We start from the raw sequence: 15,607 nt of genomic DNA, 5'->3' as shown, positions 1-15,607 counted from the left end.
AGACGTCGCTTGCCCCCACCCCGGCCCTCCCCCAGAGGGGGAGGGAGGAAGGCCTCAGCGCTGCAGCAGGGACCTGGCGCGCTGCACGCGCGCGAGGCTCTCGCCGCCACGAACCTGCGCGAGCGCCCGCGACAGTCCCGCGCGCTCCGCCTCGCCGGCATCGGGCCGTTCGCAGAGTTCGATCCACGCCGCGAGCGCGGCCCAGGCCGATTGCTGCGCCGCACCGTGGTGCAACGCACGCTCGAGCGCGCGCCGCGATTCGGCATCGTCGTGCTGCGCGGCGTGCCAGCGGGCATCGAGCCGGTGGATGTCGCTGAGATGGCCGGCTTCGCCGAACTGCTCGGCACTGTGCAGCCCGGCGTCGATCTCGGCGCGGGCCTCGTCGAGCTGGCCGGCGCGCAGCGCCACCTCGGCCGCATACAGATGGACCTGGCTCGCGCCCGCGAACATGCCGCGCTGGCGGTGCCGCTCGAGCGCCGCGCGGATGCGCTGCGTCGCGCTCTGTGCGGGCCGGCGCGCTCCATGCCCGGCGATCCAGCCGTCGAACCACAGGGCCGGGCCCTCGGCCTGGCCGATGTCGTCGGCACCGGCCGCGGCCTGCAGGGTGGGCAGCATCTCGGCCACCAGCGCGGCTTCGCCGAGCGCGGCGCCCGCGGTCGATGCACCCCAGGCGGCCAGCATGCTGGCCATCGGTGCGCCGAGCCGCAGGGCGCGTTCGCGTGCCCGCGCGAGATGCTGCAAGGCGGTGTCGATCTCGCCGACCATCACCAGCGGCAGCGCGGAATTGGCGAGCATCGACACCACCGGGTCGATCGGGAACGGCGCGCCCGCGATGCGCGACTCGTCGCGCGCGCAGATCGCGAGCCCTTCGCGCATGCAGTTCGCCGCCGCCGCGTAGTCGCCCTGGAACGACAGCGTGGTGCCGCGCAGGTTCAGGGCGCAGACCACCACCGCGGGATCGTCGAAGCGGCGGCCCAGGGCCTCGACACGCTCGGCCATCCGCAGCGCCTGCCGGTAGTCGGCGCGCGCCATGTGGATCCATCCGAGGCCGCCATGGATCCAGCCATGCGCGGCGGCCGCCGGCCGGCGTTCGCAGAGCTCGAGCGCGCGGGCCAGCGAGACCTCGCGCTCGGGCGCCGCGAAGCCCAGGTACTGCGCGAAGGCCACGGCCTGGTGGGCATGCAGCCCGAGTTCGAGCGCATCGCGCTCGGGCCGCGGCAGCGCATCGCTGCGGCCGAGCAGCGCCAGCGCCCGGCGCGCGAGCCGCACCGCTTCCTGCGGCGCGAAGCGCGCGACCGCGAGCCGCGTCGCCTCCGCGCTGTGGCGGATCGCGGCGGTGGCGTCGTGGCTGCGCTCGTGGTGCTCGGCCAGCTCCGCGGCCGCCACCGGCAGGCCGAGCGGCGCCATGGCCTCGAGGCCCTGCGCCGCGCGGCGGTGCAGTTCGGCGCGCCGCGCCGCGCCCAGGCGCTGATAGAGCACGTGGCGATGCAGCGCATGGCGAAAGGCATGGCGGGCGTCGAAGCTGTCGTCGGCCAGCCGCTCGACCGCGAGCGGCACCAGCCACTGGCCCTGCCTGGCGAGCCGGTCGATCTGCGCGCGCACCGACAGCCGCGAGCGTTCGAGCATCGAGGCCAGCGGCTGGCTCCAGAACTCCACGCCGAGCACCGAGGCCGCCTCGAGCAGCGACTGGTCCTCGGGCTCGAGCAGCTCGAGCTGCCGCTCGATCAGGTGCGCGAGCCCTTGCGCCAGTCGTGCCGGCGGCTCGGCGAAGGCGTCGGGCGGGTGCCCGACCGGGCCGTCCGGCGTGTCCGCGTGCTCGCGGTCGGCGGCGTCGAGCCAGGTCGCGAGGTACAGCGGCAGGCCACCGGTCTGCGCATGCAGCCGCTGCGCCAGGTGGGTCGATGGGGGCTGCCGTGCATAGCGGCCCGCGAGGTACTCGGCCACCTCGCCCGCGGAGAACGCGGTCAGTTCGAGGCCACGCGCCAGGCCGCGCAGCCGCAGCCGCGCATGCAGGTCGGCCACGGCGGTCGGCCGGCCCTGCGCATCGGCGGGGCGCAGGCTCGCCACCAGCATCCAGCGCGCGCGTTCGCGCCGGCTGGCCAGGTGCTCGATCAGTTGCAGCGAGGGCAGATCGCTCCACTGCAGGTCCTCGAGGACCAGGAGGATGGGCTGGGGCTCGGCCAGCCGGTCCAGCATCTCGCGGAACTCGCGCAGCACGCGCCCCGGACCCACGCCGTCGATCTCCTGCCGCAGCGCGAGCCGTTCGGCCTCGCTCGCATGCCAGGGCATCTGGGCCAGCCAGGTGGGCGCGATGCGCCGTATCTGCGGCACCGCGCCCGGGTGGCTGCGGCACAGGCCGTTGAGCGCCTCCAGGATCGGCATGTGCGGCTCGTCCTGGCCGCCCTGTTCGACGCACTGGCCGCGTGCCACCAGCGCCGCGCCCGCGTGCCGCGCGAAGTGATCGATCAGCGTGGTCTTGCCGATGCCGGCCTCGCCGATCACGAACACCAGCTGCGCCGTGCCTTCGCGCGCCTGCTGCCAGGCCGCATGGAGCGCATCGAGCGCGGCCTGGCGACCGACCAGCCGGTCGCCGGCCGGCTGCACCCAGGCGGGCGGCGCCGCCGTGGCGCCTTCGATGCCGGCGATGAAGCGGTAGCCGCGACGCGGCACGGTCTCGACGTAGCGCGGCTGCGAGGGATCGTCGCCGAGCGCGATGCGCAGCTGGTTGATCGCGGTCTTCACGACGGCGTCGCTGACCACCTGCGCGGGCCAGACCTGTTGCAACAGCGTGGCCTTGGCGATCAGCCGGCCGGGGTGGCCCGCGAGCGCGCAGAGCAGCGCGAAGACCTTGGGTTGCAGCGCGACGGGCGCGTCGTCGCGCAGCAGGCGGCCGGCGGCCGCGTCGAGCACGAAGGGACCGAAGCGCAGGGGTGGAAGCGGGGCACTCACCATCGGTTCATCGCGGGGCGTCGGTTGCGAGGCGGCGGGGCGATGCGCATCGGGCGATTGTCATGGGGCAGGGGCTCGCTGGGTGGGATGTACCGATGCCGTCGGGGTGAATGCATGCCGCCCGCGGCACTCGAAGTCTTCCAGACGAACGAGGCACGGCGTTTTTCAAGCCACGGATCTCGGGGTGCGCCAGAATCCCGGACCGATCCCGCCCCATCTCCCGCCCCATGCACCGCACCGTCGCCCTGCTCGTTTTCTCCGGCGTCCAGTCGCTCGACGTCAGCGGCCCGATGGACGTGTTCTCGGAAGCCAACCGCTTCCTGCCGGACGAGGACCACTACCGGCTCGAGACCATCGGCGTGGAGCACGGCACCATGCCCTGCTCGAACGGCCTCTCGCTGCAGGCGCATCGCCACTATGCCGAGGTCGACGATGCCTTCGACCTGCTGCTGGTGGCCGGCGGCCCGGCACTGGTGCGACAGCATTTCGATCCGGCGCTGTACCGCTGGCTCGAGGCCGCGAGCGCGCGGGCCGCGAGCTTCGGTTCGATCTGCAGCGGCGCCTTCATCCTCGCGCGTGCCGGCCTGCTGAATGGCCGCACCGTCACCACGCACTGGAACGACGCGGCGGCGCTGGCCAGCCTGTGCCCGAGCGCGCGCGTCGAATCGAACCGGCTCTTCAACCAGGACGGCAGGCTCTACACCTCGGCCGGCGTCACGGCGGGCATCGACCTGTCGCTCTACCTGCTCGCGCAGCACCACGGCAACGAGGTGGCGCTGCACGTGGCCCGGCGGCTCGTGGTGTTCACGCAGCGCGCGGGCGGGCAGTCGCAGTTCAGTCCCTTCCTCACGCCCCGGCTCGAGCCGGCCTCGCCGGTCGCGCAGGTGCAGCAGTACGTGATGGCGCACCTGGGCGACGAGCTCACGGTGGCGGTGCTGGCGCGGGTCGCGCACATGAGCGAGCGCAGCTTCGCGCGCACCTTCGCGCGCGACGCGAAGCTCACGCCGGCCGAGTTCGTCGAGAGCGCGCGGCTCGATGCGGCGCGCGTGATGCTCGAGAACGGCCAGGCGCCGATGAAGACCGTGGCCTTCGCCTGCGGCTTCCACGACGCGCACCGCATGCGCGCGGTGTTCCTGCGCCGCCTGGGCGTCACGCCGCAGCAGTACCGCGCGAACTTCGGCAGCACGCGGCTCGCGTCGTCGCCCGGGGGTTGACGGCGGCGCGCCGGCGCGTCGACAATCCGGCCCGCAGTCGCCCCCGCGGCGCACTGTCGTAGGCGTTACCGTCATCCAACGCGTCCTTTGTCGAGTGGTTCCCAGCAGGGAGATCTCGATGCAAAGACGCCACGGTATGCCCTCCCTCTTCCTTTCGTTCGTCCTGTTCGCCTTCCTGCGCTGCATTGCATCGCGCGGCCGGCACAGGGTCTTTTCGCGCCCGTTCGCGAAGAGCGTCGCGAGGGTTGCCATGGCTTTCTCCATGACCCCAACCCATCGAAAGACAGCCATCATGAAAACCACCGGCAACACCATCCTCGTGACGGGCGGCACCAGCGGCATCGGCCGCGCGCTCGCCGAGGCCCTGCACCGGCGCGGCAACCGCGTCATCGTCACCGGCAGGCGCCAGGCCCTGCTCGACGAGGTCACGGCCGGCCGAGCCGGCCTGTTCGGCCTGCGGCTCGACCTGGCCGATCCCGCCTCGCTGCCAGGCGTCGCGCGGGAGGTGCGCGAACGTTTTCCCGAGCTCAACGTGCTGATCGCCAATGCCGGCATCTCGCGCGCGGAAGACATGCGCGCCGAGGCCTGGAGCGCCACCGATGCCGAAGCGATGGTGCAGACCAACATCCTCGGCGTGCTGCGCACCGCGGCCGCGTTCCTGCCGCAGTTGAAGGGCCAGCCCGACGCGAGCTTCATCGCGACCGGTTCGGCCCTGGCCTTCGTGCCGCGCGCCGACTTCCCGGTCTACTGCGCGAGCAAGGCCTTCCTGCATTCGTGGCTGCAGTCGCTGCGCCACCAGCTTCGCGCGATCCCGGTCGAGGTGCTCGAACTCGCGCCGCCCTATGTGCAGACCGAACTCACGGGCAGCGCGCAGGCCTCGGACCCGCGCGCCATGCCCGTGGGCGCCTACGTGGCGGAGGTGATGCGGCTGCTGGAGCGCGGCGACCATCCGCACGGCGAGCTGATGCTCGAGCGCGACCACGCGCGCCGCTGGGCCGAGCGCGATGGCCGCTACGAGGCCGTCTTCGCGGCGCTGAACCCCTGCTGAAGCGCACCCCCAGGCGCCATGCCATCATCGTTGGATGAACTCTCACAGTGCATTCAACAGTTCCGATGCGGTCGCCAAGTACGCCGAGGGCCCGAAGCGCAACGTGCCCGGCCACAGCGGCCTGCTGCCGATGACGCGCATCCTGCTGGCCGAGCGCGTGCCGGCCGACGGCCGCGTGCTGGTGGTCGGCGCCGGTGGCGGCCTCGAGCTCGAGGACCTCGCGCTCGCCCATCCCGGGTGGCGCATCGATGGTGTCGACCCGAGCGCGCCGATGCTCGATCTCGCGGCCCAGCGGCTCGGCCCGTTGACGTCGCGCGTGGCCCTGCACGAAGGCTATGTGCAGGACGCGCCCGAAGGCCCCTTCGATGGCGCGACCTGCCTGTTGACCTTCCATTTCGTGCCGCCCGACCAGCGCCTGCCCACGGCGCGCGAGATCCATCGCCGCCTGAAGCCGGGCGCGCCCTTCGTGGTGGCGCATCTCAGCGTGGAGGACGGCGAGGGCCAGCGCGAGACCTGGATGAAACGCTACGCGGCCTTCCTCGTGTCATCGGGGTCCGACCCGAAGCAGGCGGCGGCCACGAGCGAGAAGGTGCAGAAGGAACTGGCGATCCTGTCGCCGGCGCAGGACGAGGCGATCCTGCGCGAGGCGGGATTCGGCGGCGTGCAGCTCTTCTACGTGGGGTTCACGTTCAGGGGGTGGGTCGCCTACGCGTGACGGCGACCGGCCGCTCGCTACGGTTTCTTCACACCTTGTCAGGCGATCGTTCGCGAATCCAGTTCCCTGAGCAAACGCTGCAGCTGCGCAACCGATGCCTCGTCGAGCCCTTGCAGCGGCAGCCGCGGCACCCCCGCCTCGAACCCCCGCAGCCGCAGCCCCGCCTTCACGGTCGTCGGCAGCCCGCCCTTGAGGATGAACTGCAGTACGTCGAGCTGCCCGTAGAAGATCGTTCGCGCCGCCTCCATGTCGCCCGACAGGCAGGTGTCGTAAAGCGCGACGGGCCAGCTCGGAATGATGTTGGGCGCCGCCGTGCACCAGCCCACGGCACCGGCGGCGAAGGCCTCGAGCGCCAGCGGATTGCTGCCGTTGAAGAACGGGATCTCGCCGTTCGACAGTTGCCGGATCCGGTGCATGCGCTGGATGTCGCCCGTGCTCTCCTTGACCATGGTGACGTTCGCGATGTCCCGCACGATCCGCACGATCAGCTCGGGCTGCATGTCGACGCCGCTGGTCGCGGGGTTGTTGTAGAGCATGACCGGCAGGCCGATCGCGTCGGCGATGCTCTGGTAGTGGCGGAAGATCTCGGCCTCGCCGAGCTTCCAGTAGGACACGGGCAGCACCATGACCGCGTCGGCGCCCGCTGCTTCAGCGAACCGGGCCTTGCGCACCGCGTTGCGGGTCGTGAGGTCCGAGATGCCGACGATCACCGGCAGGCGCTTCCCCACCTGCGCGATCGACGCCTCGGCCACGGCATCCCATTCCTCGTCGGACAGGTAGGCGCTTTCGCCGGTGCTGCCGAGCGGTGCGATGGCATGCGAGCCCGAGAGCACCAGCCGCTCGACCACGCGGCGGCTGGTCTCGAGGTCGACGGCGCCGCTGCGCTCGTCGAAGGCCGTGATGGGATAGGAAACGATGCCGAGGATTTTCTTGTTCATGAGATTGAATGAGCAAAAGGGTGGATGAAAGAAGGCGATAGGTGTCAGGCCGGCGCCACCGGCTGCTGGGCCGCGAGCTTCTCGGCCATGAGTTGCGCGAGCAGGTCGAAGACGGCGCGGATGTGGGGCAGGTATTGCAGGTCGTACTGCACGCTGATGAACAGCGGCACGCGCGCGGAGCGATCGGGCAGCAGCCGGATCAGTCCGAAGGACTCGGCCTCGGCATACGAAGGCAGCAGCACCACGCCCAGGCCCTCCTGCGCCGCGAACAGCTGCGAGAACATGCTGGTCGCGCGAAAGCCGATGCGCGGCGCGTCGACGAACTCCTCGAGCCAGCGCGCCGAGGGCAGGTAGATCGGGTCGTCGATGTAGCCGATGAAGAAGTCCTGCGCCAGGTCCTCGGGCCGCGCGATCTCGCGGCCTGCGAGATAGGAGGCGCTGGCATAGAGATGGAAATGCACGTCGGCCACCTTCTGCGTGTGCAGCGACTTCGGCGGGGGCTCGAAGAAGCTCACGAAGATGTCGGACTCGCGGCGTGCGATGTCCACGTAGTTGGAAGTGGTGGCGAGCTGGATCTCGATCGCCGCGAAGCGTTCGTGCAGCTTCCTGACCGCGCGCGAGATCAGCATCGCGCCCACGCCTTCCATCGTCGCGATGGAGACGGTGCCGGCGTTCTGCCCGAAGCGGTCGGCGGTCAGTCCCTGGATTTCGTGCAAGGCCGTTTCCATCTTCTCCACCCTCGTGAACACTTCCCGCCCGAACGGGGTCAGGACGATGCCCTTGCGGTCGCGCCGGAACAGCGTGCCGCCCGAGCTGTACTCCACCTGCGCGAGGCGGCGGCTGATGGTCGACTGGTCGACGCCCAGCTTGCGCGCGGCGGGCGCGAGCGCACCGCCGCGCGCGACTTCGAGCAATGCGCGCAGGTGGTCCCATCCGAGTTGATCCAGGGGCAGGTGCTTGGTGGCCATGGCGTTGAAGGCTGAACGAAGGAGCGAAGACATTAGTCCAGCGTGGGCCTCCGCGCCATCGGTGCAAGCTTGCGGTTCAGGCCGCGGCCCGGGTCTCCTTGGTGTCGCGCAGCCAGATCGCGCCGATCACGAAGGTCATGAGCGCACCCGCGACCGGATAGGCGAGGCCGGCATAGATGTTCCCGTGCTCGGCCACGAGCGCGAACGAGATGGTCGGCAGCAGCCCGCCGAACCAGCCGGCGCCGATGTGATAGGGCAGCGACATCGAGGTGTAGCGGATGCGCGCGGGGAACATCTCCACCAGCAGCGCCGCGAGCGGCCCGTAGGTGATGGCCACGAAGCCCATGAAGACCAGCAGGATCAGCACCACCATCGGCGAGTCGATGCCCGCGCGGTCGGCGCTCGTGGGATAGCCCGCGCCCTGGAGCGCGGCGCCGATCCGCGCGCGGAAGCCGTCGATCTCGGCCTTGCTGGCGGGCTCGAAGGCGTTGCCGTTCGCGACCAGCCGTCCCTGCACCGAGGCGATGGCCCGGTCGCCGATGGTCACGGTCGCCAGTTCGCCGGCCGCCGCGTCCTTGACCTCGTAGCTGGCCGCGCTCTGCGCCAGCACGCGCTTGGCGATGTCGCAGGAGGTCCGGAAGTCGACATCGCGCGCGATCGGGTTGCCCTGGAACGAGCATTCGCGCGGGTCGGCCGTCAGCACGATCGAGGCGCTCTGCTGGGCGCGCTCCAGCGCCGGGTTCGCATAGTGCGTGAGCGCCTTGAACAGCGGGCCGTAGGAGAGGGCAGCCACCAGGATCCCGATCATGATCAGCCACTTGCGGCCGATGCGGTCCGACAGCGCGCCGAAGAAGATGAACAGCGGCATGCTCAGCACCAGCGAGGTGGCGAACAGCGTGTTCGCGTAGATCGGATCGACCTTGAGGATCTGCGTGAGGAAGAACAGCGCGTAGAACTGCGAGGTGTACCAGACGATCGACTGCCCGGCGCACAGGCCGAACAGGCAGATCAGCACGATGCGCAGGTTCTTCCATTCGCCGAAGGCCTCGCGCACCGGCGCCTTGCTGATGCCATTGCCGGCCTTGAGCTTGAGGAACACCGGCGACTCCTTCATCGAGACCCGGATGTAGACCGAGAGCACGAGCAGGCCGAGCGAGATGATGAAGGGGATGCGCCAGCCCCAGGCATCGAACTGCTCGGGCGACATGGTGCTGCGCACGCCGAGGATCACGACCAGCGACAGCAGAAAGCCGAGCGTCGCGGTGGTCTGGATCCATGCGGTGCTGGCGCCGCGCTTGTGCGGCGGCGAATGCTCGGCCACGTAGGTGGCGGCACCGCCGTACTCGCCGCCGAGCGCCAGGCCCTGGCACAGCCGCAGCACGATCAGGATGATTGGCGCGGCCACGCCGATGGTGGCGTAGTTGGGCAGGAAGCCGACCGAGAAGGTCGAGATGCCGATCAGCAGCAGCGTGATCATGAAGGTGTACTTGCGCCCGATCATGTCGCCCAGGCGCCCGAACAGCACGGCGCCGAGCGGCCGCACGATGAAGCCCGCCGCGAAGGCGAGCAGCGCGAAGATGAAGGCGGCCGAGGGGTCGAGCGCCGAGAAGAACTGCTTCGCGATGATGGTCGCGAGCGAGCCGTAGAGGAAGAAGTCGTAGTACTCGATGACGGCACCCACGGAAGAGGCCACGATGACCTTCCTGCCTTCCGCGCGATGCGTCGCACCCGTCAGGGTTGCGGGGATGTCCATGCTTGTCTCCTGTCTTGTGGTTCTGGCCGGCCACGTGGCGTGGCCGGTGGTGGGCGCTTCAGGCCTGGCGGCGCGCCCGGATGTCGGCCACCACCTTGGCGACCTGCTCGGCGCTGGCGCCCTTCACGCGCGCATTGATGCGCACGGTGCCGAAGCCGACGAACAGCACGAGCTCGTCGGGGCCGGGCGCGCCCGGAATCGCGAGGGTGATGCCGTCCATGGCGTCGTAGTCCCAGGCGTCGTCGGCGCCGCCGAACAGCAGGTCGACCGAGCCGCCGGCCGTCGACACCTTGGCATTGCCCGGAATCAGCGCGGGGCCCGCGCCCAGGCCGGTGCGCATGGCCAGGCCCAGGCGCGGATGGATCAGCGCCGCGCCGTGTTCCGACTCGCCGGCCGTGCCCACCAGCGCGGCCTTGCCGTAGGCGCGGGGCTTCTCCTCGCCCGCGAAGTGCGAGAGCGCGCGTTCGGTCAGCAGCGTGCCGATCTCGACCGAGCGCTGCGCGAGGTCGGCCAGTTCGGCGTCGGTCGCGGCGCCGCGGCCCGCGCAGGGGTTCTTGAAGATCGCGGCGGCGACCACGTGGCGCGAAGGCGCGGCGGCGGCGCGGCCGCCCTCGGCGAGCGTGTTCCTCTCGAACACGAAGATCTGTCGAATGGTCTCGAGCGTTGATGGGCTCATGGGGTCTCCGTCCTGTGGATGTGGCTGAATCGCCTGGTCCCTGCGTCGCAGGGGCTGAAGTGGCGGACGGAGATTAGGTTCGCGAGGCCCTTCTGTCAGTTTGCAAGAACGCAAGCGGGCTTGCGTTTTTTGGGCCTGGCGGTGGGGACCGATGTGCGTTGGCAGGAAGCGCACCCGATCTGGCAGTCCCTGCCCCCTCGGCCGCGCGCACGGGGCGTCGGCGCGCCGGACACTGGGTTCGCACTTTCGCCAACCCCGATTCCCGGAGAACCCATGAACGAATCCATTGCCGGCATCCGCATCCCCGACAGCCAGATGGCGCGCGAGGCCACCGAGCTGGTGCGCGACACCGAGACCGCGCTGCTGTTCAACCACTCGCGGCGCGTGTTCCTGTTCGGCGCGCTGACCGGCGAGCGCCGCGGCCTGGCCTACGACGCCGAGCTGCTCTACATCGGCGCGATGTTCCACGACATGGGGCTGGTGGCGCCCTACAGCAGCAGGACCGAGCGCTTCGAGGTCGACGGCGCCAATGCCGCGCGCGATTTCCTCGTGCGCCACGGCATCGCCGAGCCCGAGGTCGAGCAGGTGTGGGATGCGATCGCGCTGCACACCACACCGGGCATTCCGCAGCACAAGAAGCCGGTGGTGGCGCTGGTCACCGCGGGCGTCGAGATGGACGTGCTGGGCCTGGCCTACGACGCCTTCCCGACCGAGCAGCGCGAAGCGGTGGTGCGCGCGCATCCGCGCGAGGCCGACTTCAAGGAAGGCATCATCGATGCCTTCGCCAAGGGCACGCGCTTCAAGCCCGAGACCACCTTCGGCAACGTCAAGGCCGACGTGCTGGCGCTCAAGGACCCCACGTACAAGCGGCTCAACTTCTGCGGAATGATCCTCGGCTCGTCGTGGAACGACGGCGCCTGCGGCGTGCCGGGCTGCCGGCACTGAGCAGGTTTTCTAGCGCGCCGTGGTCACGTGCACGCCGGGCCGGCGGCCATCGTTCCAGCGGCCGCCGATCGCGCGCTCGATCTGCGCGCTGAGCTGCAGCAGCAGGCCGTCGTCGGCCTGCTTCGCCTGCAGCTGCATGCCCAGCGGCAGGCCGTGCTCGTTGAAGGCCAGCGGCAGCGAGATGCCCGGGATGCCGCACAGGTTGGCCAGCGGCGTGTAGGCGAAGTTCTGCCAGAGGTTGTCGAACCAGTCGAGCACCGAGGGGTTGTCGCTGAGCGTGAGGTACTCGGTGGTGCCGACGCGCGGCGTGGGCAGCGCGGTGATCGGGGTGAGGATGATGTCCCAATCCTCGAAGAAGGCACCGAAGCCGCGCGCGGTGGTGTTGAACACCGTCTGCATCCTGAAGCGCTCGGCATAGGAGATGTCGCGCCCGGCCTCCCAGATCTTGATGTTGATCGGCTCGATCAGGTCGGCTGGCGGCTGCTCGAGGCCGAAACGCGCGAGGAAGCCCTCGATGGTCTGCGCGAAGTTGCTGATGTAGCAGGTGGTCTGGGCCGCGAAGGCGGCGCGGATGTCGACCGCGGGCAGCGCCCATTCGACGTGGTGGCCCAGGCCCTCGAGAAAGCGTCCCACGCGCTCGAGCTCGGCCACGATGTGCGGCGTGGCGCGGAAGTCGCCCCACTCGTGCGACATCGCGATGCGCAGCGGCTTCGGGTCGCGTTCGATCAGTTGCGTGTAGGGTTCGTCGGCCTTCCAGTAGGGCATGAACTCGCCGGGCGCGCCGCCGCGGCAGTGGTCGACGAAGGCCGCGGTGTCGCGCACCGTGCGGCTGTGGCAGCCCTGGATCGACACCAGGCCCGTGAGGTCCGACAGCGCCGGCGCGATCGAGAACACGCCGCGCGAGGGCTTCAGGCCGATGTTGCCGTTCACGCCCGCGGGAATGCGGATCGAGCCGCCGCCGTCGGTGGCGTGCGACAGCGGCAGCACGCCGGCCGCCACCGCCGCGCCCGTGCCGGCCGAGGAGCCGCAGGTCGTGTAGTCGAGGTTCCAGGGATTGCGCGTGACGTAGACGGCCGGGTTCTCGGCCGAGCTGCAGACGCCGAACTCGGGCGTGGTGGTGCGCCCGATGATGTTGAGCCCGGCCTTGCGGATCTGCTGCGTCAGGTGGGTGTCGGCGGTGGCGCGCTGGCCCTTCATCAGCAGCGAGCCCATCTCCTGCAGCCGGCCCTTCATGGTCGGGCCCAGGTCCTTCATCAGGTAGGGCACGCCCGCGAACGCGCCCGCGGGGTTCATGCCGTCGGCCAGCGGATCGGCCACCACGTCGTCGAAGACCTCGACCACCGCGCTCAGCGCGGGGTTGGTGAGCGCGATGGCGGCGCTGGCCTGGGCCGCGAGCTCGGCCGGCGTGACCTGCCCGCTGCGCACCAGCGCGGCGAGCCCCACGCCGTCCTGTTCGCTCCATGCCTGCCAGCTCATTGCCAAAGTCATCCGTCGCTCCTGTCGAGAAAAGAAAAAGGGGGCGTGGGCCCCGTGTGCGCCCACTCTAGCGAAGACGCGGTGTGCCCGCGCGCCAGTCGTGTATTGGGCCGTGCGTGCAACGTAGTGTGTGGATTTTTCGCGCGGATACACAGGCATACGCGATCCGCCGCGCGACGGCATGGCGCTCGAAGAATGCGCTCCAGCCCCGGGACAGGGGCCACGCGACTTCATTCAATCCAGAGGAACATCCCATGCACAAGACCACCGACCAGACCGCGAGCCGGGCCACCCGCCGCGGCTTCTTCGCCGCCTCCGCCGTGGCCGGCGCCGCGGGCTTCAGCCTGCTCTCGGGCACCGAGCTGGCACAAGCGGCAGGCAGTCCCGAGGCCGATGCGCGAGCGGCCGCGGCCTATCCGCCGAAGCCGCGCGCGCCCACGGGCGACTCGGCCGTGCGCCCGTTCCGCGTCCACGTGCCCGAGGCCGTGCTGGCCGACCTGCGCCGCCGCGTGAATGCCACGCGCTGGCCCGACCGCGAGACCGTGACGGACCTGTCGCAGGGCGTGCGGCTCGAGAAACTGCAGCCGCTGGTGCAGTACTGGGGCAGCGGCTACGACTGGCGCAAGGCCGAGGCGCGGCTCAATGCCCTGCCGCAGTTCATCACCGAGATCGACGGCCTCGACATCCACTTCATCCACGTGAAGTCGCGCCACCCCGATGCGCTGCCGCTGGTCATGACCCATGGCTGGCCCGGCTCGGTGATGGAGCTGCTCAAGACCATCGATCCGCTCGTCAACCCCACCGCCCATGGCGGCCGCGCCGAGGATGCCTTCCACCTCGTGCTGCCCTCGATGCCCGGCTACGGCTTCTCGGCCAAGCCGCGCAGCACCGGCTGGGGCCCCGACCGCATCGGCCGCGCCTGGGACGTGCTGATGAAGCGGCTGGGCTACCCGCGCTACGTGTCGCAGGGCGGCGACTGGGGCTCGGTCATCTCGGACAGCATGGCGCGCCAGAAGCTGCCGGGCCTGCTCGGCATCCACGTCAACATGCCGGCCAGCGTGCCGCCGCAGGTGGCGCGGGCGCTCAACAACGGCGACCCCGCGCCCGCCGGCCTCGACGACAAGGAGAAGGCGGCCTTCGATGCGCTGAACTTTCTCTACAAAAAGGGCGGCGGCTATGCCGCGCTGATGGTGACGCGGCCGCAGACCCTGGGTTATGCGCTCGAGGACTCGCCCGCGGGCCTGGCCGCCTTCTTCTACGACAAGTTCACCGAGTGGACCCACAGCGGCGGCGACGCCGAGAAGGCGCTCACGCGCGACGAGATGCTCGACGACATCACGCTCTATTGGGTCACCAAGACCGCCACCTCGGGCGCGCAGCTCTACTGGGAGAACAACGCCAACAACTTCAACGCGGTCGACATCTCGATCCCGGCCGCGGTGACGGTATTCCCTGGCGAGATCTACCGCGCGCCGCGCCAATGGGTCGAGGCGGCGTACCACAACCTCATCTATTTCAACGAGGTCGACAAGGGCGGGCACTTCGCCGCCTGGGAGCAGCCGGCGTTGTTCAGCGCGGAGTTGCGCGCGGCGTTCAGGTCGCTGCGCGGTTGAAGGAGGCGTCTCGCGGTTTCATGCCGCGAGCGCTTCGCGTGCGATCGTCGCCAGCAGCGCCGCGCCGATCGGCAGCACCGCGTCGTTGAAGTCGTAGCGCGGATGGTGCAGGCCCGGCACGTCCTCGCCGACGCCGAGCCAGAAATAGGCGCCGGGGCGCTCGTTCAGCATGAAGGAGAAATCCTCCGAGGCCATGCTGGGCAGCACGCCCGTGAAAACGCGCGCCGCGCCCAGCAGACCGGTCGCGGCGCGCCGCACGAGCTCGGCGCAGGGCGGCGCGTTCACCGTCGGCGGCAGGAACGGCAGGTAGCGCACGTCCGCCCGGGTGCCTAGCGCGCTGGCGCAGTCCCTCGCGATCTCGGCGACGCGCCGCCGCAGGACCTCGCCCGCGGAGGCATCGAACCATTTCGCGATGCCGGCGATGTCCGCCTGCGGCGGCACCGTCACGCTCTGGGTGGGAACGCCATGCGCGATGGCGCCGCCGGCCTGCAGCGAATGCACGGTGAGCACCGCGCTCAGCGCGGGATCGAGGTTGCGGCTCACCACGGTCTGCAGCGCCGCGACCACGGCGCAGGCGGCCACCACCGGGTCGGCCGTGCGATGCGGCATCGCACCATGTCCGCCGACACCCTCGATGCGGAGCCAGAAGTCGTCGCGCGCCGCCATCATCGCGCCGGGGTTGACGGCCACCGTGCCCGCCGGCAGCGAGGGCCAGTTGTGGAGCGCATAGACCGCATCGCAGGGGAAGCGTTCGAACAGGCCGTCCTCGACCATCACGCGCGCGCCCGCATGCCCCTCTTCGCCGGGCTGGAAGATGAAATGCACGGTGCCGCCGAAATCGCGCGTGTGCGCCAGGTGGCGCGCGGCGCCCAGCAGCATCGTCACGTGCCCGTCGTGGCCGCAGCCGTGCATCCGCCCCGCATGCACGGAGCGGTGCGCGCACGTTCCTTCCTCCTGCACCGGCAAGGCGTCCATGTCGGCGCGCAGGCCGACTGACTTCGAGGAAGAACCGGCCCGCCGGCCGCGCAGCACCCCGACCACGCCGGTGCGGCCGACGCCGGTGTGCACCTCGTCGAGACCGAAGCCTTGCAGCGCCTCGGCCACGCGCGCCGCGGTGCGCCGTTCCTCGAAGCCCAGCTCGGGGTGCGCATGCAGATCGCGGCGGAAGGCCGAGAGGAAGGGGTGGAAGTCCGAGATGGCGCGCAAGGTGCCGTCGTCGGTGTTGCCGCCGGGCGTGGGAAGAACGAGGCTCATCGGGTGGCGCTCCTGGATTGCGATGCGTCCCATCGTAAGAACGGCGGGCACCCGCGTC

12 protein-coding genes are annotated in these 15,607 nt (G+C 70.5%); 5 read left to right on the top strand and 7 right to left on the bottom strand.

Annotated features, from left to right (window positions below):
- Positions 1–54: 54 nt before the first annotated feature.
- Complete coding sequence (locus AC07RV_RS06630) at positions 55–2,949, bottom strand: ATP-binding protein (protein WP_296786736.1); 2,895 nt, start codon at positions 2,947–2,949, stop codon at positions 55–57.
- 227 nt (positions 2,950–3,176) lie between these two features.
- Between AC07RV_RS06630 and AC07RV_RS06625 the strand changes: the two genes are divergently transcribed.
- From AC07RV_RS06625 to AC07RV_RS06615, 3 genes are all read left to right on the top strand, one after another.
- Positions 3,177–4,163 carry a GlxA family transcriptional regulator gene (locus AC07RV_RS06625; RefSeq protein WP_296786733.1) on the top strand — a complete coding sequence of 329 codons (987 nt, stop codon included), beginning with the start codon at positions 3,177–3,179 and terminating at the stop codon, positions 4,161–4,163.
- Positions 4,164–4,455: 292 nt separating this feature from the next.
- The gene (locus AC07RV_RS06620; protein ID WP_296786729.1) at positions 4,456–5,211 is read left to right on the top strand and encodes an SDR family oxidoreductase; all 756 of its coding nucleotides are present in this window, start codon (positions 4,456–4,458) and stop codon (positions 5,209–5,211) included.
- Positions 5,212–5,245: 34 nt separating this feature from the next.
- Entirely contained in the window at positions 5,246–5,926 is a 681-nt protein-coding gene (locus AC07RV_RS06615) for a class I SAM-dependent methyltransferase (RefSeq protein WP_296786726.1), read from the top strand.
- Positions 5,927–5,964: 38 nt separating this feature from the next.
- Here AC07RV_RS06615 and AC07RV_RS06610 read toward each other — a convergent pair whose 3' ends face one another.
- The 4 genes from AC07RV_RS06610 to AC07RV_RS06595 form a co-directional block, all read right to left on the bottom strand.
- Positions 5,965–6,864: a dihydrodipicolinate synthase family protein gene (locus tag AC07RV_RS06610; protein WP_296786724.1), complete on the bottom strand. Its 900-nt coding sequence runs from the start codon at positions 6,862–6,864 to the stop codon at positions 5,965–5,967.
- 44 nt (positions 6,865–6,908) lie between these two features.
- Complete coding sequence (locus AC07RV_RS06605) at positions 6,909–7,832, bottom strand: LysR family transcriptional regulator (protein WP_296786722.1); 924 nt, start codon at positions 7,830–7,832, stop codon at positions 6,909–6,911.
- 76 nt (positions 7,833–7,908) lie between these two features.
- Positions 7,909–9,585 carry an MFS transporter gene (locus tag AC07RV_RS06600; protein WP_296786720.1) on the bottom strand — a complete coding sequence of 559 codons (1,677 nt, stop codon included), beginning with the start codon at positions 9,583–9,585 and terminating at the stop codon, positions 7,909–7,911.
- A gap of 58 nt (positions 9,586–9,643) precedes the next feature.
- Positions 9,644–10,261: an amino acid synthesis family protein gene (locus tag AC07RV_RS06595; protein ID WP_093346426.1), complete on the bottom strand. Its 618-nt coding sequence runs from the start codon at positions 10,259–10,261 to the stop codon at positions 9,644–9,646.
- A 273-nt stretch (positions 10,262–10,534) separates the two neighbouring features.
- Between AC07RV_RS06595 and AC07RV_RS06590 the strand changes: the two genes are divergently transcribed.
- On the top strand, positions 10,535–11,206 hold the full coding sequence (locus AC07RV_RS06590) for an HD domain-containing protein (protein WP_208508628.1): 672 nt from the start codon (positions 10,535–10,537) through the stop codon (positions 11,204–11,206).
- A gap of 9 nt (positions 11,207–11,215) precedes the next feature.
- Here the strand turns inward: AC07RV_RS06590 and AC07RV_RS06585 are convergent, their stop codons facing one another.
- Positions 11,216–12,694, bottom strand: a complete 1,479-nt coding sequence (locus AC07RV_RS06585; RefSeq protein WP_296786717.1) for an amidase — start codon at positions 12,692–12,694, stop codon at positions 11,216–11,218.
- A 242-nt stretch (positions 12,695–12,936) separates the two neighbouring features.
- Between AC07RV_RS06585 and AC07RV_RS06580 the strand changes: the two genes are divergently transcribed.
- A complete protein-coding gene (locus AC07RV_RS06580; protein WP_296786715.1) occupies positions 12,937–14,295 on the top strand; it encodes an epoxide hydrolase family protein in 1,359 nt (452 codons plus the stop codon).
- An 18-nt stretch (positions 14,296–14,313) separates the two neighbouring features.
- On the opposite strand, the gene AC07RV_RS06575 is transcribed toward AC07RV_RS06580, so the two are convergent.
- Entirely contained in the window at positions 14,314–15,549 is a 1,236-nt protein-coding gene (locus AC07RV_RS06575; protein WP_296786711.1) for an amidohydrolase, read from the bottom strand.
- Positions 15,550–15,607 lie beyond the last annotated feature (58 nt).

The sequence above is a fragment of the Variovorax sp. GW821-FHT09B01 genome, from assembly GCF_059418345.1.
Note: the sequence above shows the minus strand (reverse complement) of the source record. Positions and strands in the feature narration are given on the sequence as shown.